The organism is Gluconobacter sp. ESL1110, assembly GCF_058107395.1.
The window spans coordinates 18,991-37,616 of sequence record NZ_JBYLUK010000011.1 but is presented as its reverse complement, the minus strand read 5'-3'; the positions used below and the strand labels follow the sequence as shown (position 1 = coordinate 37,616).

General features: G+C 57.1%; 19 protein-coding genes. 10 read left to right on the top strand and 9 right to left on the bottom strand.

Annotated elements, in window-relative coordinates:
• Positions 1-4 precede the first annotated feature (4 nt).
• Positions 5-1,366: an ABC1 kinase family protein gene (locus AC3B6F_RS13315; RefSeq protein WP_023945183.1), complete on the top strand. Its 1,362-nt coding sequence runs from the start codon at positions 5-7 to the stop codon at positions 1,364-1,366.
• A 40-nt stretch (positions 1,367-1,406) separates the two neighbouring features.
• Here the strand turns inward: AC3B6F_RS13315 and AC3B6F_RS13310 are convergent, their stop codons facing one another.
• Entirely contained in the window at positions 1,407-1,895 is a 489-nt protein-coding gene (locus AC3B6F_RS13310) for an Lrp/AsnC family transcriptional regulator (protein WP_489824725.1), read from the bottom strand.
• Positions 1,896-1,988: 93 nt separating this feature from the next.
• On the opposite strand from AC3B6F_RS13310, the gene AC3B6F_RS13305 reads away from it, so the two are divergent.
• On the top strand, positions 1,989-2,969 hold the full coding sequence (locus AC3B6F_RS13305) for a DMT family transporter (protein ID WP_489824724.1): 981 nt from the start codon (positions 1,989-1,991) through the stop codon (positions 2,967-2,969).
• A 41-nt stretch (positions 2,970-3,010) separates the two neighbouring features.
• On the opposite strand, the gene AC3B6F_RS13300 is transcribed toward AC3B6F_RS13305, so the two are convergent.
• Positions 3,011-3,424, bottom strand: a complete 414-nt coding sequence (locus AC3B6F_RS13300) for a hypothetical protein (protein ID WP_061931565.1) — start codon at positions 3,422-3,424, stop codon at positions 3,011-3,013.
• 158 nt (positions 3,425-3,582) lie between these two features.
• On the opposite strand from AC3B6F_RS13300, the gene uvrB reads away from it, so the two are divergent.
• The 5 genes from uvrB (at position 3,583) to gshB (ending at position 8,718) form a co-directional block, all read left to right on the top strand.
• Positions 3,583-5,790, top strand: a complete 2,208-nt coding sequence (gene uvrB / locus AC3B6F_RS13295; RefSeq protein ID WP_489824723.1) for an excinuclease ABC subunit UvrB — start codon at positions 3,583-3,585, stop codon at positions 5,788-5,790.
• A gap of 65 nt (positions 5,791-5,855) precedes the next feature.
• Positions 5,856-6,737 (top strand): aldose 1-epimerase, encoded by an 882-nt coding sequence (locus tag AC3B6F_RS13290; protein WP_489824722.1) that lies wholly within the window; start codon positions 5,856-5,858, stop codon positions 6,735-6,737.
• Positions 6,737-7,237, top strand: coding sequence for a transcription elongation factor GreB (greB, locus tag AC3B6F_RS13285; RefSeq protein WP_010502741.1), 501 nt, complete (start codon positions 6,737-6,739; stop codon positions 7,235-7,237). The genes AC3B6F_RS13290 and greB overlap by 1 nt, the downstream gene beginning before the upstream one ends.
• Positions 7,238-7,247: 10 nt before the next feature.
• Positions 7,248-7,655 (top strand): NUDIX hydrolase, encoded by a 408-nt coding sequence (locus AC3B6F_RS13280; RefSeq protein ID WP_489824721.1) that lies wholly within the window; start codon positions 7,248-7,250, stop codon positions 7,653-7,655.
• Between the two features lie 85 nt (positions 7,656-7,740).
• Positions 7,741-8,718 carry a glutathione synthase gene (gene gshB, locus AC3B6F_RS13275; protein WP_489824720.1) on the top strand — a complete coding sequence of 326 codons (978 nt, stop codon included), beginning with the start codon at positions 7,741-7,743 and terminating at the stop codon, positions 8,716-8,718.
• 32 nt (positions 8,719-8,750) lie between these two features.
• Here gshB and AC3B6F_RS13270 read toward each other — a convergent pair whose 3' ends face one another.
• A complete protein-coding gene (locus AC3B6F_RS13270) occupies positions 8,751-8,936 on the bottom strand; it encodes a hypothetical protein (protein ID WP_489824719.1) in 186 nt (61 codons plus the stop codon).
• Positions 8,937-9,098: 162 nt separating this feature from the next.
• On the opposite strand from AC3B6F_RS13270, the gene AC3B6F_RS13265 reads away from it, so the two are divergent.
• The 3 genes from AC3B6F_RS13265 to AC3B6F_RS13255 all read left to right on the top strand — a co-directional run bounded on the left by AC3B6F_RS13265 (position 9,099) and on the right by AC3B6F_RS13255 (position 11,982).
• Positions 9,099-9,779: a class I SAM-dependent methyltransferase gene (locus tag AC3B6F_RS13265; RefSeq protein WP_010502747.1), complete on the top strand. Its 681-nt coding sequence runs from the start codon at positions 9,099-9,101 to the stop codon at positions 9,777-9,779.
• A gap of 83 nt (positions 9,780-9,862) precedes the next feature.
• Positions 9,863-11,038 (top strand): cbb3-type cytochrome c oxidase subunit I, encoded by a 1,176-nt coding sequence (locus AC3B6F_RS13260; RefSeq protein WP_489824718.1) that lies wholly within the window; start codon positions 9,863-9,865, stop codon positions 11,036-11,038.
• Positions 11,035-11,982, top strand: coding sequence for a heme o synthase (locus AC3B6F_RS13255; protein WP_082785530.1), 948 nt, complete (start codon positions 11,035-11,037; stop codon positions 11,980-11,982). Before AC3B6F_RS13260 ends, AC3B6F_RS13255 begins: the two co-directional genes overlap by 4 nt.
• Before the next feature lie 122 nt (positions 11,983-12,104).
• Here AC3B6F_RS13255 and AC3B6F_RS13250 read toward each other — a convergent pair whose 3' ends face one another.
• The 6 genes from AC3B6F_RS13250 to AC3B6F_RS13225 form a co-directional block, all read right to left on the bottom strand.
• Positions 12,105-13,010, bottom strand: coding sequence for a Tim44 domain-containing protein (locus tag AC3B6F_RS13250; protein WP_489824717.1), 906 nt, complete (start codon positions 13,008-13,010; stop codon positions 12,105-12,107).
• Positions 13,010-14,344, bottom strand: a complete 1,335-nt coding sequence (locus AC3B6F_RS13245; RefSeq protein ID WP_062023877.1) for a TldD/PmbA family protein — start codon at positions 14,342-14,344, stop codon at positions 13,010-13,012. Before AC3B6F_RS13245 ends, AC3B6F_RS13250 begins: the two co-directional genes overlap by 1 nt.
• On the bottom strand, positions 14,341-15,606 hold the full coding sequence (locus tag AC3B6F_RS13240) for a M16 family metallopeptidase (RefSeq protein ID WP_211567411.1): 1,266 nt from the start codon (positions 15,604-15,606) through the stop codon (positions 14,341-14,343). Before AC3B6F_RS13240 ends, AC3B6F_RS13245 begins: the two co-directional genes overlap by 4 nt.
• A 66-nt stretch (positions 15,607-15,672) precedes the next feature.
• Entirely contained in the window at positions 15,673-17,073 is a 1,401-nt protein-coding gene (thrC, locus tag AC3B6F_RS13235) for a threonine synthase (protein WP_489824716.1), read from the bottom strand.
• Positions 17,074-17,095: 22 nt separating this feature from the next.
• Positions 17,096-18,100 carry an SdiA-regulated/phytase-like domain-containing protein gene (locus AC3B6F_RS13230; protein ID WP_489824715.1) on the bottom strand — a complete coding sequence of 335 codons (1,005 nt, stop codon included), beginning with the start codon at positions 18,098-18,100 and terminating at the stop codon, positions 17,096-17,098.
• 37 nt (positions 18,101-18,137) lie between these two features.
• Complete coding sequence (locus AC3B6F_RS13225) at positions 18,138-18,494, bottom strand: hypothetical protein (protein WP_061931586.1); 357 nt, start codon at positions 18,492-18,494, stop codon at positions 18,138-18,140.
• Positions 18,495-18,626 lie beyond the last annotated feature (132 nt).

Below are 18,626 nucleotides of genomic sequence, written 5' to 3'. Positions count from 1 at the left end.
CACCATGGCGCGCGATCTCGATAATACCGGTTTGATGGGCGAACTTCGCCGGATGGCTCGGACATCTGGTGCAGTCGGCGGCATCGCTGCGCGCCTGGCTGGAAACCGTCTTGGCATCAAGACGGACAAGGGTGTTCACGCGGAAGGTCTGAAGTCTTCGCTGGGCAATCTGAAGGGGCCGCTTATGAAGGCGGCCCAGCTTCTTTCCACCATTCCCGGTGCCCTCCCGGATGAGTATGCGGAAGAACTGGCTCATCTTCAGGCCAATGCACCCCCGATGGGCTGGAACTTCGTGCGCCGTCGAATGACGGCGGAACTGGGGGCCGGCTGGGAAAAGAACTTCCGCTCTTTCAGCCATGACGCCGTGGCGGCTGCCTCATTGGGGCAGGTTCATCGGGCCCGGCTGACGGATGGGCGGGAAGTGGCCTGCAAGCTCCAGTATCCGGACATGCAGGGGGCGGTTGATTCCGATCTACGGCAATTCCGTGCGGCGCTGGGCGTGTATAAGCGGTTTGAGACGACGATCCGTCAGGACGAGGTTTACACCGAATTGTCCGACCGCCTTCGGGAAGAGCTGGATTACCGTCGGGAAGCCAGCCATCTGCGCCTGTATCGGGACATGCTGTCCGAAACCCCGACTGTGACGGTTCCGGCTCCTATTGAAGAACTGTCCACCGGCCGCTTGCTGACCATGGATTGGGTGTCGGGTCGCAGCATGAAAACGGTGCTGGCGTCTGATGCCACGCAGGAACAGCGGGACGATATGGCGCGGGCGTTGTTCCGGGCTTGGTACACGCCGGTCTATCGCTATGGCGTCATTCACGGTGACCCGCATATGGGTAATTTCACCGTGCGGGATGATTACGGTCTGAACCTGCTGGATTTCGGAGCCGTCCGTATTTTCTCCCCCCGCTTTGTTGAGGGCGTGGTCGATCTGTTCGCGGCTCTGCGGGACAATGACGAAGATCGGGCCTTCCATGCTTACAGCAAATGGGGCTTTGAAGGGCTTTCCCGCGAAACGGCTGCTGTGCTGAATGAATGGGCGCGGTTCTTCTACCGTCCGCTCATGACGGATCGCGTTTGTGCCATGCAGGAGAGTAATGATCCGGCAGAAGCCAAACAGGTTCTGGAACGGGTCTATGAAGGGCTGAAGCGTACGGGGGGCGTAAAGCTGCCTCGTGAGTTCGTTTTGATGGACCGGTCAGCCATTGGGCTGGGTAGTGCGTTCCTGCGTTTGGGAGCACGTCTGAACTGGCATCAGATGTTCCAGGAGTTGATTGAAGGCTTTGACGTGAATGTTCTGGCTGAGCGCCAGAAAGAAGCACTCGCTAAAGCCAAGGTTCCTCCAGCGATTTCGTCTCGCTGAACCAATTGAAAAGGCGCTTCTCTCAGGGAGGCGCCTTTTTTCATGGAATGAGGATCTCGCTTCCGGTTTTGACGCGGTCCAGCGCAATCAGACTGCGATAGCTGGCAACGGCTTCGTTCTGCGCAAACAGGCGGCGCGTTGTTTCTTCGTATGTTGTCATGTCCTGTGAGACGATGATCAGCATGAAGCTGACGCCGCCGCTCACATAATAGCATTGCTGGACTTCTGGCGCGGCGCGAAAGAGAGCCTTGGCCGTATCAACAGTCTGAATCCGTTCGTCCGTCAGCATGACTTCAACAATGGAGGTGATGCCCATCTGAACGGCACGGGCCTCTACTGTGGCGCTGTTGCGGGTAATGACGCCGGATTTTTCCATGGCGGCAATGCGTCTCTGCACAGCCGCAGCAGACAGATTGACCTTCTCGGCAATCTGGCGCTGCGGCATTTTGTTGTCTTTCTGAATGATCCGCAGGATGGCGCGGTCAAACGGGTCCAGGGAGCGGGAGGGCGCAGGAGGCTTCTTGGTCATGGGATGAGTTTTTGTTGCATTTGATCCCCCAATCAAGAGCGCAAAACTCGCCGAACCGATGATATGCCTCTCGTCCCCAGAGGAAAGATCATCGTGAACACATCGTCGCATCATTCAGACAGATCCAGTCAGACCACATTGGGAGTTCTGTGTGGTGCAGGGGCGGGGGCGTTGTGGGGGTTGGTTTTTCTGGCTCCCGAACTGGTGCGGTCTTTTGCGCCTCTTCAGCTTTCGGTGGGACGGTACCTCGCTTACGGTCTTATCGCCGTCATTCTGATTGCTCCCCGCTGGAACCGTGTTTTCTACGCCGTCAAATTTCAGGACTGGAAGGCCCTGTTCTGGCTCTCTTTGTTTGGTAACACGCTCTATTACGTTCTGGTGTCTTCTGCCGTGCATGCCGGGGGGATTGCCCTGACGTCGCTTGTGCTGGGGTTCATGCCGGTGGCTGTGACGATCATTGGCAGTCGGGATAAAGGTGCGGTGCCGCTCAGGTCTCTGCTCCCGTCATTAGGATTATGTGCGGCGGGTGCGGTGTGTATCGGGTGGCAGGCGTTGACCATGCCCTCATCATCAGGGCAATCCGTGATGGGGTTGGTTTATGCGCTGGCCGCTTTGACGTGCTGGACGACCTATGCCGTGTGGAACAGTCGATGCCTGATGCGTCTGCATCATCTTTCGGTGCATGACTGGAATCTGCTGACCGGGCTGGTCACGGGAGGGCAGGCGGTGGTTCTGTTGCCTATTGCTGTGCTGGTGTCTTCAGGCAGTCACTCCCTGCCGGAATGGGGGCGCTTTGCACTTGTTTCGGCAAGTGTTGCCGTGATTGCCTCTTTGTTCGGAAATGCCCTGTGGAACCGAATGTCCCGACTTTTGCCGCTGACCATGACGGGCCAGATGATCCTGTTCGAGACACTGTTTGGTCTGACTTACGGATTTTTGTGGGAGCAGCGAGCGCCGCGTGTTCTGGAAATGGCGGCGTTTGCTCTGGTGATCGGAAGCGTTCTGTCCTGCGTTGCCGTTCACCGCAGGTATTCAGCCCGCGAGACGCTGCCAGTCATGGATCTTGCGGCCTGATGAGTTCTGCTTTTGTCCGTGGATGATCGGGTCAAATAGTCTCAGAAGATTTCCTTGATGAGATCATTCCCGATACTGAAACCGGCGCCAGCTTCAACGGAACGGGCAAAGCCAGAATTGAGGATATTGGAAAAGAAGCTGTTTTCAGCAGGTTGTTCCACGGCCTGAACAGGAGGCTGTGCTTGATATGGCTGGGGCGAGACATAGGTATTCTGGCTGTTTGCCGCGCTTTCAAGCGCTGCATGCAACTGCTGGAGCAGGGTTGTGACCTGTTGCTGCTCGGCCTGAAACGAGAGCGCGACTTCCCGCAGATCCAGTGCCCATTCCCGAGCCTGCATGTCTCCGCTCTGGGCCGCACTCTGCATCTTGGCGCCTAGCGTCTGGAGAGAGTGTGCAGATTGCTGGGCCTGTTCCTGAAGCTGATTGTATGTCTGCTCGATCGCGTGGATGTCCATGATCGGTTTCCCTTCAAAGATACGCGGCCTGAATACGCCCTCTTGGCGAGTCCCTCCATCCTTTTCAGCAATAGAATGACATAAAGATACGTTGTCGGAACGCCTTCCGTGCTGCTGCGCTCTTGTGATGTTCCCGTTTCTTTCCCATCTTGGATCTCATGGTCAAAAAACCCTCCGCCCTCCGCAATGCGACCGCAATGCCCATGACGGCATTTATTCCTGAAAAGCAGCCTGCAAAGGCCAAGACGCGGAAGTTCGTGGTCAAGGCGGACTATGAGCCGGCAGGCGATCAGCCCACGGCTATTTCCGAGCTTGTGCAGGGCGTGGAGAATGGAGAGCGCGATCAGGTTCTGCTGGGCGTGACGGGGTCCGGCAAGACGTTCAGCATGGCGAAGGTCATTGAAGCGACGCAGAAGCCGACGCTCATTCTGGCCCCGAACAAGACACTGGCCGCGCAGCTTTATGGCGAGATGCGGCAGTTTTTCCCTGATAATGCTGTCGAATATTTCGTCTCGTACTACGACTACTACCAGCCGGAAGCCTATGTTCCGCGGTCGGACACGTATATCGAGAAAGACAGTCAGATCAACGAGCAGATCGACCGGATGCGCCATGCGGCCACGCAGGCGCTTCTGGAGCGGAATGACGTTATCATCGTTGCATCCGTGTCCTGTATTTACGGTATCGGGTCGGTTGAGACGTACTCGAAAATGGTCGTCCGGCTTGAGGTCGGGGGTGAGATTGATCGTGAGAAGCTCATCAAGGCCCTTGTCGAACTTCAATATCGTCGAAACGATGCCGGGTTCGAGCGTGGGACGTTCCGGGTGCGCGGGGAGCAGATCGATATCTTCCCGGTCCAGAATGAAGACCGCGCCTGGCGTGTTTCGCTGTTTGGCGATGAGATTGACCAGATCACCGAGTTTGACCCGCTGACGGGCAATAAAACGGCGGATCTGGCAGAAATCAGCGTTTACGCAAACTCCCATTACGTCACGCCGCGCCCAACGCTCAATCAGGCGATGATCGGAATCAAGAACGAGCTTCGGAAACGGCTGGAGCAGTTCACGGCCGAGGGTAAGCTGCTGGAAGCCGAGCGCCTGTCCCAGCGAACCACATTCGATCTGGAAATGATCGAGACGACCGGCGCGTGCAAAGGCATCGAGAACTATTCCCGGTATCTGTCTGGCCGTGGGGCGGGCGATCCACCGCCTACATTGTTCGAATATTTGCCCGAAGATGCGCTTCTTATCGTCGATGAGAGTCACGTCACGGTTCCGCAGATTGGTGGCATGGAGCGTGGGGACAGGGCCCGGAAATCCGTCCTTTCTGATTATGGGTTCCGTCTCCCGTCCTGCATCGATAACCGGCCATTGGCCTTCGGGGAGTGGAATGCCTTCCGGCCCCAAAGTATTTTTGTGTCTGCCACGCCGGGTCCATGGGAAATGGAACAGACAGGCGGCGTCTTTGCCGAGCAGATCATTCGCCCGACAGGTCTGATTGACCCGGTCACGATCGTGAAGCCCGTTGAAGGGCAGGTGGATGATCTGCTGCATGAAGCGCGTGAGACCATTGCGCAGGGTGGCCGTGTTCTTGTCACGACGCTGACCAAGCGTATGGCTGAGGATCTGACGGATTATCTGAGTGAAGCCGGGATCAAGGTCCGGTATCTGCATTCCGATGTGGATACGCTGGAGCGCATCGAGATCATCCGTGATCTGCGTCTTGGCGCTTTTGACGTACTGGTTGGCATTAACCTTCTGCGTGAGGGGCTGGATATTCCGGAATGTGCGCTCGTCGCCATTCTGGATGCGGACAAGGAAGGCTTCCTGCGCTCACGGACGTCACTGATCCAGACGATTGGTCGTGCCGCCCGTAACGTTGATGGCCGTGTCTTGCTCTATGCGGACAAGATGACGGACAGCCTGACCTTCGCCATTGAGGAAACGGCTCGACGTCGGACCCGTCAGATGGAATGGAATGAGGCGCACGACATTACGCCGATGACGGTTCGTTCCAAGATTGGCGATGCGTTGTCGTCCATCTTCGAGCAGGATTACGTCACTGTTGCGCCGGACGAGGCTGGGGACACCGAGCAGTTTGTCGGGAAATCCCTGCCAGTCACCATTCAGGAACTTGAAAAGCGGATGCGTGAAGCCGCTGCCAATCTGGACTTTGAACAGGCGGCGCGTTTGCGTGATGAAGTGCGTCGTCTTGAAGCGATTGATATGGGGCTGGAGCCGCCGCCGGTCGCCACATCGACGGCCGGGAGGCCTGGAGGGGGCAAGAAGCCGAAAGGTCCGACGCCACTTGGCCCAGGCGGCGGCGGGTATGATCCGGCCAAACGCAAACGTGGCGGTCGTCGCTGATCGGGGTATATGGGGCGACCCCGGTTGCCCATGACCGACCGCCACTATCAGGATTGCAGACTGTCATGATCGAATTGAGCCGCGGTAAGAGCCGCCTGACCATTCTTCCCGAAACGGGGGGCGCTGTGGGTGTCTGGCAACGGGACGGGAAAGATATTTTTCTGCCGGTACGGAACGAAGCTCTGGCCGCGCAGAAGGGGGAGGCTGTGGGCGCGTATCCGCTGATTCCCTACTCCAACCGGATCGCGAACGGACGTTTTTCATTTAACGGGGAGGATTACGATCTGGCCCCCAATATGGGCGATCATCCTCATACAATTCATGGCAATGCGTGGGAGCAGGAATGGACGGTCGCCCATCAGGGTGCGAGCCATGCTGTCCTGACGCTGGATCATGTTCCGCAGGACAATGACCGGCAATGGCCCTTCGCTTATCGCGCGGTTTTGTCCTATCTGCTGACTGACGACACGCTGGACGTGCAGATGGTTGTCGAAAACCGCGATACGGTCGATCAGCCGGTCGGGTTTGGCTTTCATCCGTTTCTGGCCGCCGAAGGGCCGGCGACACTTTCGTTCGATGCGGAAAAAGTCTGGCTGACTTCACCGGATGGCCTCCCTGTTGAGTCCGTTCCGTGTGAAGGCGAATGGTCTTTTCACGCTGCAAAGGATGCTCACGCGCGGTCCATTGATAATTGCTTTGCAGGTTTCGGGGGAACGGTCGGGCTTGATCGTCCGGGCGTAGGCGTAAAAGTTTCAGTAGAAGCTGACCCGATCTTTACACATCTGGTCGTTTTTACGTCTCCTGATGGACCTTTCGTCGCTGTAGAGCCGGTGACGAACATGACGGATGCGATCAATCGACCTGATATTCCTGGCCGGGGGCTACATATTCTTAAGCCGAAAACGCGGATTGGTGGCCGGATGCGTTTTCGTGTCGGGGTTGTCTGATGTCTGAAAAGACGCCGCTCTCGCATTATCTGTCTCCAAAAGGTGCCGCTGTCATGCGCGCGGAACTCAAGGAACTGGCGCAGAAGGAGCGGCCTCGTATTGTCGAGATCGTATCCTGGGCGGCAGGGAATGGAGATCGGTCCGAAAACGCGGATTACCAGTACGGCAAGCGTCGTCTGCGCGAGATTGATCGTCGGCTGCGCTTTCTGGGGAAGCGGCTGGAAAACGCCGTGATCGTCGATCCGGCGGCTCAGACCACGCGTGATCGCGTGTTCTTCGGGGCGACAGTGACGTATGTTGATGAGGATGACACGGAACATACCGTGACGATCCTGGGTGTGGACGAGTCGGATCTCGTGCGGGGGGAAGTCAGTCTCATTTCTCCTATAGCCCGGGCACTGATGCGGACACGGGTTGGCGATGTCGCGATGTTGCAGACGCCGCGCGGGCCTGTTGAGATCGAAATCCTGAAAATTACTTACCCTGATCTGCAGGACTGAAGAGGCATCTGTGCAATCTGAACCTCGCATCGGATGTGGTGCTGCTATTCTCGTTGACGGGAAACTTCTGTTGATCCGCCGTAAAAGAGAGCCGGAAGTCGAATGCTGGGGGCTTCCAGGCGGCAAGGTTGATCTCTTTGAACCTGTTGCCCGGGCGGTTGAGCGAGAAGTGGCTGAAGAACTCGGCGTTACGATTCACGCCCGACAGATGCTGTGTCTGGTGGAACAGCCGGATCCCGCCGCAGGTACGCACTGGATTGCGCCCGTTTATCTGGTCACCGAATTCACAGGCGTACCAGCCCTCATGGAGCCTGAAAAACACAGTGCTTTCGGCTGGTTCACTCTCGGGGAATTACCCTCTCCGCTGACAACGCCGACCATTCAGGCCGTAGAGGCACTTCACGGGCATCCACTCTAACAGCAGGTTCATGCCCCGGCTTTGAAAAAGTTCTGCTGCCCGCTACAGAAGAATTCTCAACGTTTTTTCAGTTGGAGTTTCCGACATGTCCCGCTCACTCCGGGTTGCCGTACAGATGGACCCGCTAGAACAGGTCAATATCGACGGCGACTCCACTTTTGCCCTCATGCTTGAAGCGCAGGCGCGTGGACACGAGCTCTGGGTTTATCCTGTTTCTACTCTCAGCCTAACGGAAGGGCAGGGTAAGGGCGGTCGTCTTCAGGCCCGTGCACGCCGTGTTGAAGTCCGCCGTGTTCGTGGCGATCATGCGGCGTTTGGGGAAGAAGAAATCCTTCCGCTGGGTGAGACGGACGTCATTCTGATGCGTCAGGATCCTCCGTTCGACATGGGATACATCACAGCAACGCATATGCTGGAGCATGTTCATGGCGTTGGTGAGGGCCTATCTCTGGTCGTGAATGATCCGGTTGCGGTCCGGAATGCGCCGGAAAAGCTGCTGGTGACGCATTTTCCACATCTGATGCCGCCGACACTGGTGGCGTGGGACCCACGGGATATTCTGGCTTTCCGAGAGAAGCATCAGGACATCATCGTCAAGCCACTTTACGGCAATGGTGGTGCTGGGATTTTCCGCATCAAGCCGGATGATGAGAACCTGAAAGCCCTGTTGGAAATGCATTTTGCACGGACCAACGAGCCTCTGATGGTCCAGCGTTATGAACCGGCTGTCCGTCAGGGCGACAAGCGCATTATCCTCGTGGACGGGCACCCGATCGGAGCGATTAACCGTGTTCCCGCAACAGGTGAGGCGCGTTCAAATATGCATGTTGGTGGTCGCGCCGAGCGTGTGGAGCTGACGGCCCGGGACAAGGAAATCTGTGAAGCGATTGGCCCGTATCTTCGCGATCACGGCCTGATTTTCACAGGAATCGACGTGATTGGAGACTGGCTGACGGAAATCAACGTCACCTCACCAACCGGACTTCAGGAACTCGATCGTTTCGAAGGCATCAATAGTGCAGGGCTGATCTGGGATGCCATTGAACGGCGTTATCCGTCCTGATTGAAAGGGAAAATCGACGGCTGAAAGCGACTTCAGCCGTCGATTTTCCCTTCCGGTTCCGGCTTGTAGCGGATTGGTTCTGGAGGGGCGTCGGAAACCGGGGTTTTGTCTTTTTCAAACCGGTTTGCAAACCAGACTGCGATCTGTTTGCGGAAATACAGGGTGTAGATGCCTATCCACACCACAAGGCAAAGCAGGATCAGAAACACATTCAGCATCTGTTGCGTCCAAAATGATGAAAAACGGTCGAGTTAGTGACCATCCGCAACCCGTGTCTTGCCAGATGCATATCCGGAAGGGCAAGAAGGAGCCAACTGAACTACGTTTCCGGATATGCTCTCCAGTCTTGAGGGGAGCGGACACAGAAGGTCGCATAGAATATGTCTTCAACCCTCTCCCCGCGTTCCGCACTGGATGCGGAGGCCGTCAAAGCGGCCTATCGTCGATGGGCCCGCGTTTACGATACTGTTTTTGGCGGTATTTCCGGTTATGGGCGCAAGAGGGCTGTTGAGGCTGTCAATGCTCTTCCGGGTGAACGGGTGCTCGAAGTCGGTGTGGGAACGGGACTCGCTCTGCCGTCCTATACGCCAGAGAAACGGATCACCGGCATTGATCTTTCAGAAGACATGCTTGACCGGGCACGGATGCGCGTTCTGCAGGATCGTCTGACGAATGTGGACGATCTTCTGGAAATGGATGCTGAAGCCACGACTTTTGAAGATGACAGTTTCGATATTGCTGTAGCGATGTTCGTGGCTTCCGTTGTGCCACATCCAGATCGCCTTCTGGCAGAACTCAAGCGTGTTGTTCGGCCGGGCGGGCATATCCTGTTTGTAAATCACTTTCTTGCAACGGGTGGATTGCGCCTGACAGTTGAGCGGGGAATGGCCCGTGCATCCCGTTCACTGGGCTGGCATCCGGACTTCGCAATCGAGTCTCTTCTTCCCCCGGAAGACCTGAAACGCGCTACTCTGACGCCTGTTCCGCCTGCAGGGCTGTTTACGCTCGTGACATTGCCGCAATGCGAGAGTAAAAGCGACGCCGCAGCCCTGGTCGCCTGATCGGCGTATGGTTCCGGTATAACCGGCGCCGAGTATTCCGACGCTCGCTGCGGTATTCCTTGGCAGGGACCGACTACGCGACCATGACTTATCAGGCCTTCGACTCTACCCCCGTTCTTTCCAATAGACGGATCGGAACATCCTTCATTCTGCTGGCGCTGTTTGCCGGTCTTCTGGGTGGGTCGTTGGCGTTGCCATTTCTTCAGACACATCCGACAGCAGGGCTCGCGTTCTGCCACGGGATTCTGATGGCATTTTTCGTGATTTGTCCGGCTGCGCTCGGCGGGTTTGGCCAGTGGCTGCTTCCTGCTGAACTGGGGACGGACAGAACTACGCTTCCTGCCTTTAGCCTAGCCGGTTTCGGTTTTCTGTCTTCGGGCGTTGTCCTGCTGCCGTTGCAACCTCTTCTGGCTCTTGCACTCTGGGCCGTCGGCGTTCTTGCGCTCGCAGTGGATATCATCACGACTGTCCTCGAGGGCCGGACGCGCCTTTTTCGTACGCTGTCTCCACTTGCTTGGTCCATGTTGGCCACGGCTTCAGGCGTGGCAATTGTGGCCCCAACGCTTGCGGCTGTTGTGACCCACATGCTGATCAATGATGCCCCTGACAGTGCGGCTCAGGGTCTGATTGGGATGCTTCATCTTCCTGAGACGGCGTTGATGCTGACGCCTGCTCTTGGTCTGGTGTGCCATCTTCTGATGCCGCGTCCGGATACGAATGGCTTTTCAGGCCGCGTTGCGCCTTATGTGTTCGGATGTATGGCCGTTCTGGGGCCTCTTTGCTGGATGGATAGTCTTTTCGGTGGAATGTCAGGTCTTTCTCAGAGCAGCCTTGTTGCTCTGACGCAGCTTTTTCCGTCTTTTGTGCTTGTGGCGGCACTTTGCGTGGATGTCTGGAAGCAGAAGCGCGCCTTGGACGGTACAACGCTTTGGGCGCTGGGAAGCCTCGTTCTTTTCTCCGCGGGCTGGATTGCGGAGTTCATGCCGGGTCATGCGCTCGATCATACTGCTGCGGCATTTGGCGGCGTGATGGCACTCTGTGGCGGGTTCTACGCCTGGATGATGCGCCTTCTGCCAGATCATATTCCTGCGCCTCTCAGTCGTCTTCATGCAGGACTGACGTTCGTGGGGGCTCTTTGCTCCCTGACGCCGGTTCTGATGCCTGTTGGCGAAGGACTGATGGGCCTTAGCCTGCTGACATTCGGGCTGCTGGGACTGTTCCTGATCAGGGAGACCGGGCGTGCCCGGGTCAGAGCATGAGCGAGACAACCCCTCTAGCCCCGTCGGGGCTTTTTTCTGTTCTGGGCGCTGACGGCGACTCGTCTTTGAAGGACTGGCTTGCGCTCCTGAAACCACGCGTCATTTCACTCGTGGTCTTTACGGGCGCAGCAGGCATGGCGGTTGCGCCGCGATGGCCTTCCATCCCCATCGGGATCATTACCATCCTGTGTATCTGCATTGGGGCAGGAGCCGCCGGTGCGATCAACATGTGGTACGACCGCGATATCGACGCGATTATGAAGCGTACGAATGTCCGGCCTATCCCAGACGGACGGATGCCAGCCGATAGTGCGCTGATCTACGGCGTGGTGCTGTCAGTGCTGTCTGTGCTGGTGCTTTGGCTCGCAACCAATGCTCTGGCCGCTGGTATTCTGGCGTTCTCGATCTTCTTCTACAGCGTGATCTACACGATGTGGCTCAAGCGGAGCACACCACAGAATATCGTTATTGGCGGTGCAGCGGGCGCATTCCCACCCATGATTGGCTGGGCTGCAACCATGGATTCCATGGCTGTATTGCCTGTTGCCATGTTTGCCATCGTGTTTCTGTGGACGCCGCCGCATTTCTGGTCCCTGTCGCTGTATGCCTGCAAGGATTACGACAAAGCCGGGATTCCGATGCTACCGGTCGTCAAGGGCGCACGGCATACACGCTGGCAGATCCTGCTCTACACATTCATTTTGACGGCTGTTTCGCTGGTTCCGTCTTTCGTCCATGAATGTGGGCTGTTCTACACGGTTACAACCAGCCTGCTTGATCTGGGCTTTATTCTCTGCGCGGTTCGTGTGCTGATGGATCAGCAGGACGCTCAGGGCGTCAGCCTTACGAAAGACAAGCCAGCACGGTTCGCGTTCCGTTACTCGCTGGCGTATCTGTTTTTCCTGTTCTGTGGCTTGTTGGTGGATCGGGTGCTGCTGTCATGAAAACAACAACCGATCTTGCCACCAAGCGGCGTCAAAGCCGGATCGTGGGAATTGCAGGAGGGGTTATCACCCTCGCTGCAATCTTTTACGTGATTACCCTGATCCGCTTCTGAGGAAGTTTCTCAGCCACCCTGCTGGATGGCTGAGAGGATCCAGTTTCCGCGCCCGTCAGCACGAACAAACGTCCAGAGTTCCGTTACTGTAACTGGTTCGGTCGAACTGCCGTCAATGACATTACCAAACGAGTCTGTCGTCACGTCGGTCATGGAATACTGCATGGCGACTGTGGCGTAGGTCAGGTTGCGCTCACGCCAGGCTTCCGAAAGATCACCACGCAGGAACCGGACGTTGGAAACGATATTCCGTGCGCCCCGGCTCGCCAGATCGGACAACTGTTCGTTGAAGTAGCCTGCCATTTCCGGCGTTGTCATGGACGACAGGGCGCGCATGTTCTGTGCGCTCCAGGCAGACTGGATGTCGAGCAGCAGACGCTGGAAGCTGGTGTAATCGTCGTTGCTTAGCGTCACTGGCGCATTGCCTTTGGCTGCACCAAATGGCGTTGTAGCAGATGAACCGGAGGCGCCCTGACGGCGATTAAACAGGCGCAGAACGAACATGATCAGCGCGCCAATCACGAAAACCTGGAACAGGAAGCCAAGGATCGACGTCCCGCCTGTCATACCCCCAAAGAAACCGTGCCCACTCAGCATTCCAAAAAGCCCAGCCCCCAGTAGACCGCCTGCAAAGCCCGTCATGAACGGGTGGCGGCTTGGGAAAGAGGGACGATACCCTGGTGTCATAGGCGCCATCGGACGAGGGGTGGCGGACTGGGCACCGTAGTTGGACTGCGGCGTCATGGTCCGGTCCATCGGGCGTGTCCAGCTCGGCGTAATGGAGGTCCGGGGAGGCGCGCTCCAGGTACGGGATCCACGGCTGCCCATGGACGACCCTCCACCCGGACGGGCATCAGCGGAACCCAGTACGCAGAGAAGCGCACAGGCGATAGAGAAAAGACGAAAATTACGCATCAAAGTCCTGCAATGCTCATACCATCAATCCGGATGCTCGGCGCATTCACGCTGTTCCGGAAGGAAAGATCACTGGCTGGAACCATCCGGGTGAACATGTCCCGCAGATTCCCGGCAATCGTGAGTTCCGCTACCGGCTCAGCAAGTTCACCGTTGCGAATCATGAAGCCGGAAGCCCCACGGCTGTAATCTCCCGTCAGCATATTGACGGACGATCCCATGAGTTCCGTAACCAGAATCCCTTCCTTTATATCGGAACGCAGTTCAACGGCGGAAAGATCACCCGGTGCAAGATGAAGATTTGTCACACTTGGACTTGGCGGCCCCGAAACGCCCCGGCTGGCCCGACCATTTGAACGCAGGTCCAACTGGCGGGCGCTCCGTGAGTCCAGCAGCCATGTTTGCAAAACACCGTCGATGACGAGATCCAGAACATTGGCTGCACAGCCTTCCCCATCGAATGGACGCGAAGCAGGACCGCGGACAAGGCGTGGATTGTCCCTGACCGTCAGACCTGTGCTGAGGATTTGTGTCCCCATTGCTTCTTTCAGGAAGGACGTACCGCGCGCAATCGACGCACCATTGATCGCGCTGACCAGATGTCCGAGCAGACTGGAGGAAACGCGGGGATCATAGATGACGTCATAAGTGCCGGTTTTGGGGCGGCTTGGATTGATGCGGGCAACAGCGCGTTCACCAGCGAGGCGGCCAACGCTCTCAGGCGCGTCCAGATCTTCCAGATGGACGGTGCTGTGATACGCGTAATCGCGCTGCATGGACGCCCCTTCGCCCGCAAGAACGCTGGCGCTGAGGGAGTGGCCGGTGCGGCTGTAGCTGCCCATGAAGCCAGCGGACGTGCCTAAGGCAATCACAGTGCGGCCGTGTCCGACGGATGCGCCGTTAGTGTTGGTGACGCCTGATACCGCCAGAGCGGCCTCCTCGGCTTCTCGGGCGCGGCTCAACAGGGTGTCCATATCTGGTGATGCCGTATCGGACAGATCCAGCCCTTCAGCATCGAAATGTCCGATCATGGCGTCAGGTGCCAAACCCCCAAAGCGGTCCTCCGGCACCACAAGCGCCATGGCGCAGGCCTGTTCGGCCAGACGGTCGAATTCGGCATCATCCAGCACGCTTGTCGAAACTGAAGCTGCTTTCTGGCCACGGAAAACCCGCAGGCCGAGGGCTACGCTTTCGGAGCGCTCAATGCCTTCGGGAACGCCTTTTCGCACCATGGCGGACTCGGATTCGTTCCGGATGAAAATGGCGTCGGCATGGTCGGCGCCGTGACGTTTTGCCGCAGCAAGAAGGGCTTCAACGTGACGGGTTGTACTCATGCAGCAAGCCTCGCGGTGATGTCATCCATCGTCGGCATGTTCTTGACCGGGCCGATGGCTGTGAAGGTGGGTGTGCCAGCGAAGATTTCGCGGGCGACGCGCAGGATGTCCTCTTCCGTCACGGCATCAATCTTTCCAACCGTTTCGGTTACGGGGACGGGGCGACCATGGATCTGGATCTGGCGGGCGAGCTGCTCACAGCGGCTGCCTGTGCTTTCCAGAGACATCAACAGAGAGGATTTAAGCTGGGCACGGGCACGGGACAGTTCTTCTGCTGTCAGGCCATCCTGAAGGCGCTTGAGTTCGTCGATCATGACCGGGACAAGCTCGGCCGTCTCGGCTTCACCAGTGCCTGCGTAGAGGCCAAACAGTCCGCTGTCGCTGAAGGGGGAGGCGAAGGAATAAACGCTGTAGACCAGCCCGCGCCGTTCCCGGATTTCCTGGAACAGGCGTGAGGACATGCCGCCACCCAGAAGGGTGGACAGAATCATAACCGCGTAATGATCGGGATGGTGATAGCTGACGGACGGGAAGCCCATGACCAGATGGGCCTGATCCAGTTCGCGTGTCGTGCGCAGGTCACCACCCGCATAAGCTGCTCCACGAGGGCGCGGCGTCTGATGTGTTGGAAGGTCCCGGAAGTGCTCTTTCACCAGATCGACAACCTGCTGATGATGCAGGTTTCCGGCGGCGGCGATCGTGATGTTGTGCGTGGTATAGTGCTCACGCATGTAGCCCATCAGTGTCTCACGCGTCATGCCGGAGACGAGCTGTTCCGTACCGAGTGTCGGGCGACCCATGGGCTGTTCCGGGAAAGCGCGTTCCTGAAACTGATCGAAGATGATGTCATCCGGCGTGTCATTCGCCTGACCGATTTCCTGAAGGATCACGCCGCGTTCACGCTCGATCTCGGCATCCAGAAACGTGCTGTGCGTCAGGATATCGCCGATGATGTCCACGCCGAGAGCCAGATCTTCCTTGAGAAGTTTGACGTAGTAGGCTGTGGTTTCACGGGCGGTATACGCGTTGATGTAACCGCCGACATTCTCGATTTCCTCGGCGATCCGGGAGGCGGAGCGGCGCTCGGTTCCCTTGAAGGCCATATGTTCAAGGAAATGGGACACACCGTTGTTTTCGGCGGTTTCGTCACGGGTGCCAATCGAGACATACGCCCCGAACGAGACGGTCTCAACGCGATCCATGCGTTCCGTAATGATGGTCAGACCGTTGTCGAGCGTAGTGACTTCAATCGTATCGGGCATGAGTTTCCGTAAGTCATAAAAAGACAGGCTCCCTGAGATGGGGAGCCTGCGGGAAGGAACAAGGTATTAGTGGCTTTTGAGATGGGTACGGACCGCATCCTGAATGCCAGCGATCTGACTGCTCATCGTGTCATAGCGTTCCGGACGCTCGAAAAGATCAGCCAGATGTGGAGGCAGGGCAGCTCTGATGCCGGTCGCTGAGAAGACGGCATCCGGGAATTTGGCAGGATGGGCCGTCGCTGCGGCGACCATTGGAATACCGGGTTCCTGAAAGCGTTTGCCGACAGCCAGACCGATGGCCGTATGCGGATCAGCCAGATAGAGGCTCTCATCATAGAAATGACGCATGGCTTCGCTGGTCTGCTCATCATTGAGCGTCATACCATCGAAGACGTCTTTCATGCGCGTCCAGGCATCATGCGGAACAGCCATACGGCCAGTTTCGCGGAACTCTCTCATGATCGCAGCGCAACGCGTTGGGTTACGGTCCAGAAGTTCGAAGAGGAGGCGTTCGAAGTTGGACGAAACCTGAATATCCATCGATGGCGACAGGCTGGGCTCAACCGTGCGGACGCTCATGTCGTTTTCCAGAAGGAAGCGCGTGAGAATGTCGTTGCGGTTTGATCCGATGCACAAACGGCGAATGGGGAGGCCCATCTGGCGGGCAGCCCATGCCGCAAGCACATTACCGAAATTGCCAGTCGGAACGGAGAAGGACACTTCCCGATCTGGTGCGCCGAGAGCCAGCGCTGCACGAACGTAATAGGGAATCTGTGCGGCGATACGTGCCCAGTTGATGGAATTGACGGCGGACAGGGAGACTTCGTCCCGGAACGGCTGGTCGGCGAAGAGCGCCTTGACGATATCCTGACAGGTATCGAAGTCACCTTCGACAGCAATATTCAGAATGTTGTCGTCCGGTACAGTCGTCATCTGGCGACGTTGGACTTCCGAGGTGCGACCCTTCGGGTGGAGAATCACAACCGAGAGGCGTTCACGGCCTCGGCAGGCTTCAATGGCAGCCGAACCGGTATCGCCGGATGTTGCGCCGACGATCGTGACCTTCTGGTTTCGCTGGGTCAGAACATGGTCGAACAGGCGGCCAAGCATCTGCATCGCCATATCTTTGAAGGCGAGCGTCGGACCATGGAACAATTCGAGCGAGAACAGATCCTGCTCGACTTCGCAAAGCGGTGCTACGGCCGCGTGATCGAAGCCGGCATAGGCATCCCGGGCCATATCGCGCAGGGTATCGCGATCAATGGCGCCTTCAGAGAACAGGGAAATGACTTCAGCCGTCAGATCTGCGTAGGACAGGGCGCGCCAGTCCCGGAATGTCTGGGCGCTGATTTTGGGCCAGGTCTCCGGCATGTAGAGACCGCCGTCTCCAGCAAGGCCGGCAAGCAGAATGTCGGAAAAGTTGGGGGCGTCGGCGGTCAGGTCGCCGCGAGTAGATCGGTAGCGCATGCCGCCTTTATATCACGACCTTCTATGGCAAGGCGATGCGAAGAATGTGCGGTTTTCCATCTTCTGATGTCAGAACACTGACCTCATGATCGCCTGAAACCGCCAGTGCCCCAGCATCAAGAAGACGTTTGTCCCGAAGAAGGATCAGCGGATTGCGGTCGCTACCGAATTTCAGCAATGCCCCATCAGTGATGTCAGACATATAGAAAATATTGTCTGCGGACAGGGTGAGACCGCCCAGGCTAGGTGTGTCACGCCATTCGACGATCCCATCAAGTTGTTCCACGGGCGTGAAAGCCGGGTCGGTAAGAAGGGCGCTGCCGATGCGGTAGAGAGGACCACAGGCTGGCATATAGAAGAGCCACTGGCCTTTTGCATCCAGCGCTAGAAACCGCACATTTCCGCCTGTCAGCGGATGATTGTCAGGACCATTGGTTATCTGGCCGTTCCGTTTAAGGGGGCGACGACCTGTTACGGATGGATCATAGGGAAGAAAACGCTGTGCCTTGCCGTCTCTGAGCGCCACTACAACGAGAGCAGCCTGTCCTTCATCGGTCAGATAAGCGTAATTTCCATAGACCTGAATGGCCGTAAAACGGCTGTCTGCGCTGTGGGCACCTTGAAGAGGAATTGTTTGAAGCAGTTTTCCGTCTGAGGATAACTGAACGAGCGCGGCTTCTGGGGAGGCCGCCAGTCCCCAAAAAATAGTGTCCTGTTTGGTGAGCGCGGAAAGAGGCGGAATTTTTGCTCTTTCAGCCCCATTTTCAGGAAACGGATGTTCCTGATTGGCCGAATCGATGAGGACAGGTCGTCCATCTACATCCAGCCCCAGGAGAGACAGGGCATTATGCTGCGTCAGGGCCGTAAGCTGAATATTCTCAAGTTGGGCATCCGTCGTAATCCTTGCTGACTGAGGCGCGTCTTTCCACGGATGATCGGCATACGCAGGAAAAGCGAACAGACAGGACGTTCCCAGAAGAACGGCGGAGACGGAATGCAGAAGCCAGCTTTTCATGGTTCGAGACATCGGCCTGTCTGGAAAATTTGACAAGACCGAAAAGGGATTAATTCTCCAGTGTCAGCTCTGAGCAGGCTTTGTCAGTAAACTTCGCACTTGGAGAAGATGAGCCTGCTTTTTCCGGAATGCGGGAATCCTGGTTTGTTGGGAGGGGCGCTGGGCGCGGATTGGATAGCCAGGGGGCATGTTCATGCTCCACAGGGAAAAGAACAGCCGCATGCATCAGGAGAGCGGAATCGATGGTCTGGCATTCAATGGACCAGCGTTGATCGGGCATACGGGAAATGTAGTGCCCTGACGCAGTTTGTCTGACTTCAATCGGGAAGGTTCGTGTCGTCATACCCTGACGGACTGTCGCGAAAACCAGGCCGGGAACATTGCCTGTCCGTTGTTCAAGATGCATGGTCAGACGCCTCTGATTGTCTTGTTCACACGCACCATGCTGTCCAAAGACTGAATACTTCGTTAACGGCTTTTAATATTCACCGGATATATCGGTACGTTGTGACGGAGATGTACCGGCTTTTCTTTCTCC

Excerpts from the sequence above, each read along its gene's own strand:
- AC3B6F_RS13315 (WP_023945183.1), top strand. The coding sequence starts at position 5 with ATGGCGCGCGATCTCGATAATACCGGTTTGATGGGCGAACTTCGCCGG.
- AC3B6F_RS13310 (WP_489824725.1), bottom strand. The coding sequence starts at position 1,895 with ATGACCAAGAAGCCTCCTGCGCCCTCCCGCTCCCTGGACCCGTTTGAC.
- AC3B6F_RS13300 (WP_061931565.1), bottom strand. The coding sequence starts at position 3,424 with ATGGACATCCACGCGATCGAGCAGACATACAATCAGCTTCAGGAACAG.
- uvrB (WP_489824723.1), top strand. The coding sequence starts at position 3,583 with ATGGTCAAAAAACCCTCCGCCCTCCGCAATGCGACCGCAATGCCCATG.
- AC3B6F_RS13290 (WP_489824722.1), top strand. The coding sequence starts at position 5,856 with ATGATCGAATTGAGCCGCGGTAAGAGCCGCCTGACCATTCTTCCCGAA.
- greB (WP_010502741.1), top strand. The coding sequence starts at position 6,737 with ATGTCTGAAAAGACGCCGCTCTCGCATTATCTGTCTCCAAAAGGTGCC.
- gshB (WP_489824720.1), top strand. The coding sequence starts at position 7,741 with ATGTCCCGCTCACTCCGGGTTGCCGTACAGATGGACCCGCTAGAACAG.
- AC3B6F_RS13270 (WP_489824719.1), bottom strand. The coding sequence starts at position 8,936 with ATGCTGAATGTGTTTCTGATCCTGCTTTGCCTTGTGGTGTGGATAGGC.
- AC3B6F_RS13265 (WP_010502747.1), top strand. The coding sequence starts at position 9,099 with ATGTCTTCAACCCTCTCCCCGCGTTCCGCACTGGATGCGGAGGCCGTC.
- AC3B6F_RS13260 (WP_489824718.1), top strand. The coding sequence starts at position 9,863 with ATGACTTATCAGGCCTTCGACTCTACCCCCGTTCTTTCCAATAGACGG.
- AC3B6F_RS13255 (WP_082785530.1), top strand. The coding sequence starts at position 11,035 with ATGAGCGAGACAACCCCTCTAGCCCCGTCGGGGCTTTTTTCTGTTCTG.
- AC3B6F_RS13250 (WP_489824717.1), bottom strand. The coding sequence starts at position 13,010 with ATGCGTAATTTTCGTCTTTTCTCTATCGCCTGTGCGCTTCTCTGCGTA.
- AC3B6F_RS13245 (WP_062023877.1), bottom strand. The coding sequence starts at position 14,344 with ATGAGTACAACCCGTCACGTTGAAGCCCTTCTTGCTGCGGCAAAACGT.
- AC3B6F_RS13240 (WP_211567411.1), bottom strand. The coding sequence starts at position 15,606 with ATGCCCGATACGATTGAAGTCACTACGCTCGACAACGGTCTGACCATC.
- thrC (WP_489824716.1), bottom strand. The coding sequence starts at position 17,073 with ATGCGCTACCGATCTACTCGCGGCGACCTGACCGCCGACGCCCCCAAC.
- AC3B6F_RS13230 (WP_489824715.1), bottom strand. The coding sequence starts at position 18,100 with ATGTCTCGAACCATGAAAAGCTGGCTTCTGCATTCCGTCTCCGCCGTT.
- AC3B6F_RS13225 (WP_061931586.1), bottom strand. The coding sequence starts at position 18,494 with ATGCATCTTGAACAACGGACAGGCAATGTTCCCGGCCTGGTTTTCGCG.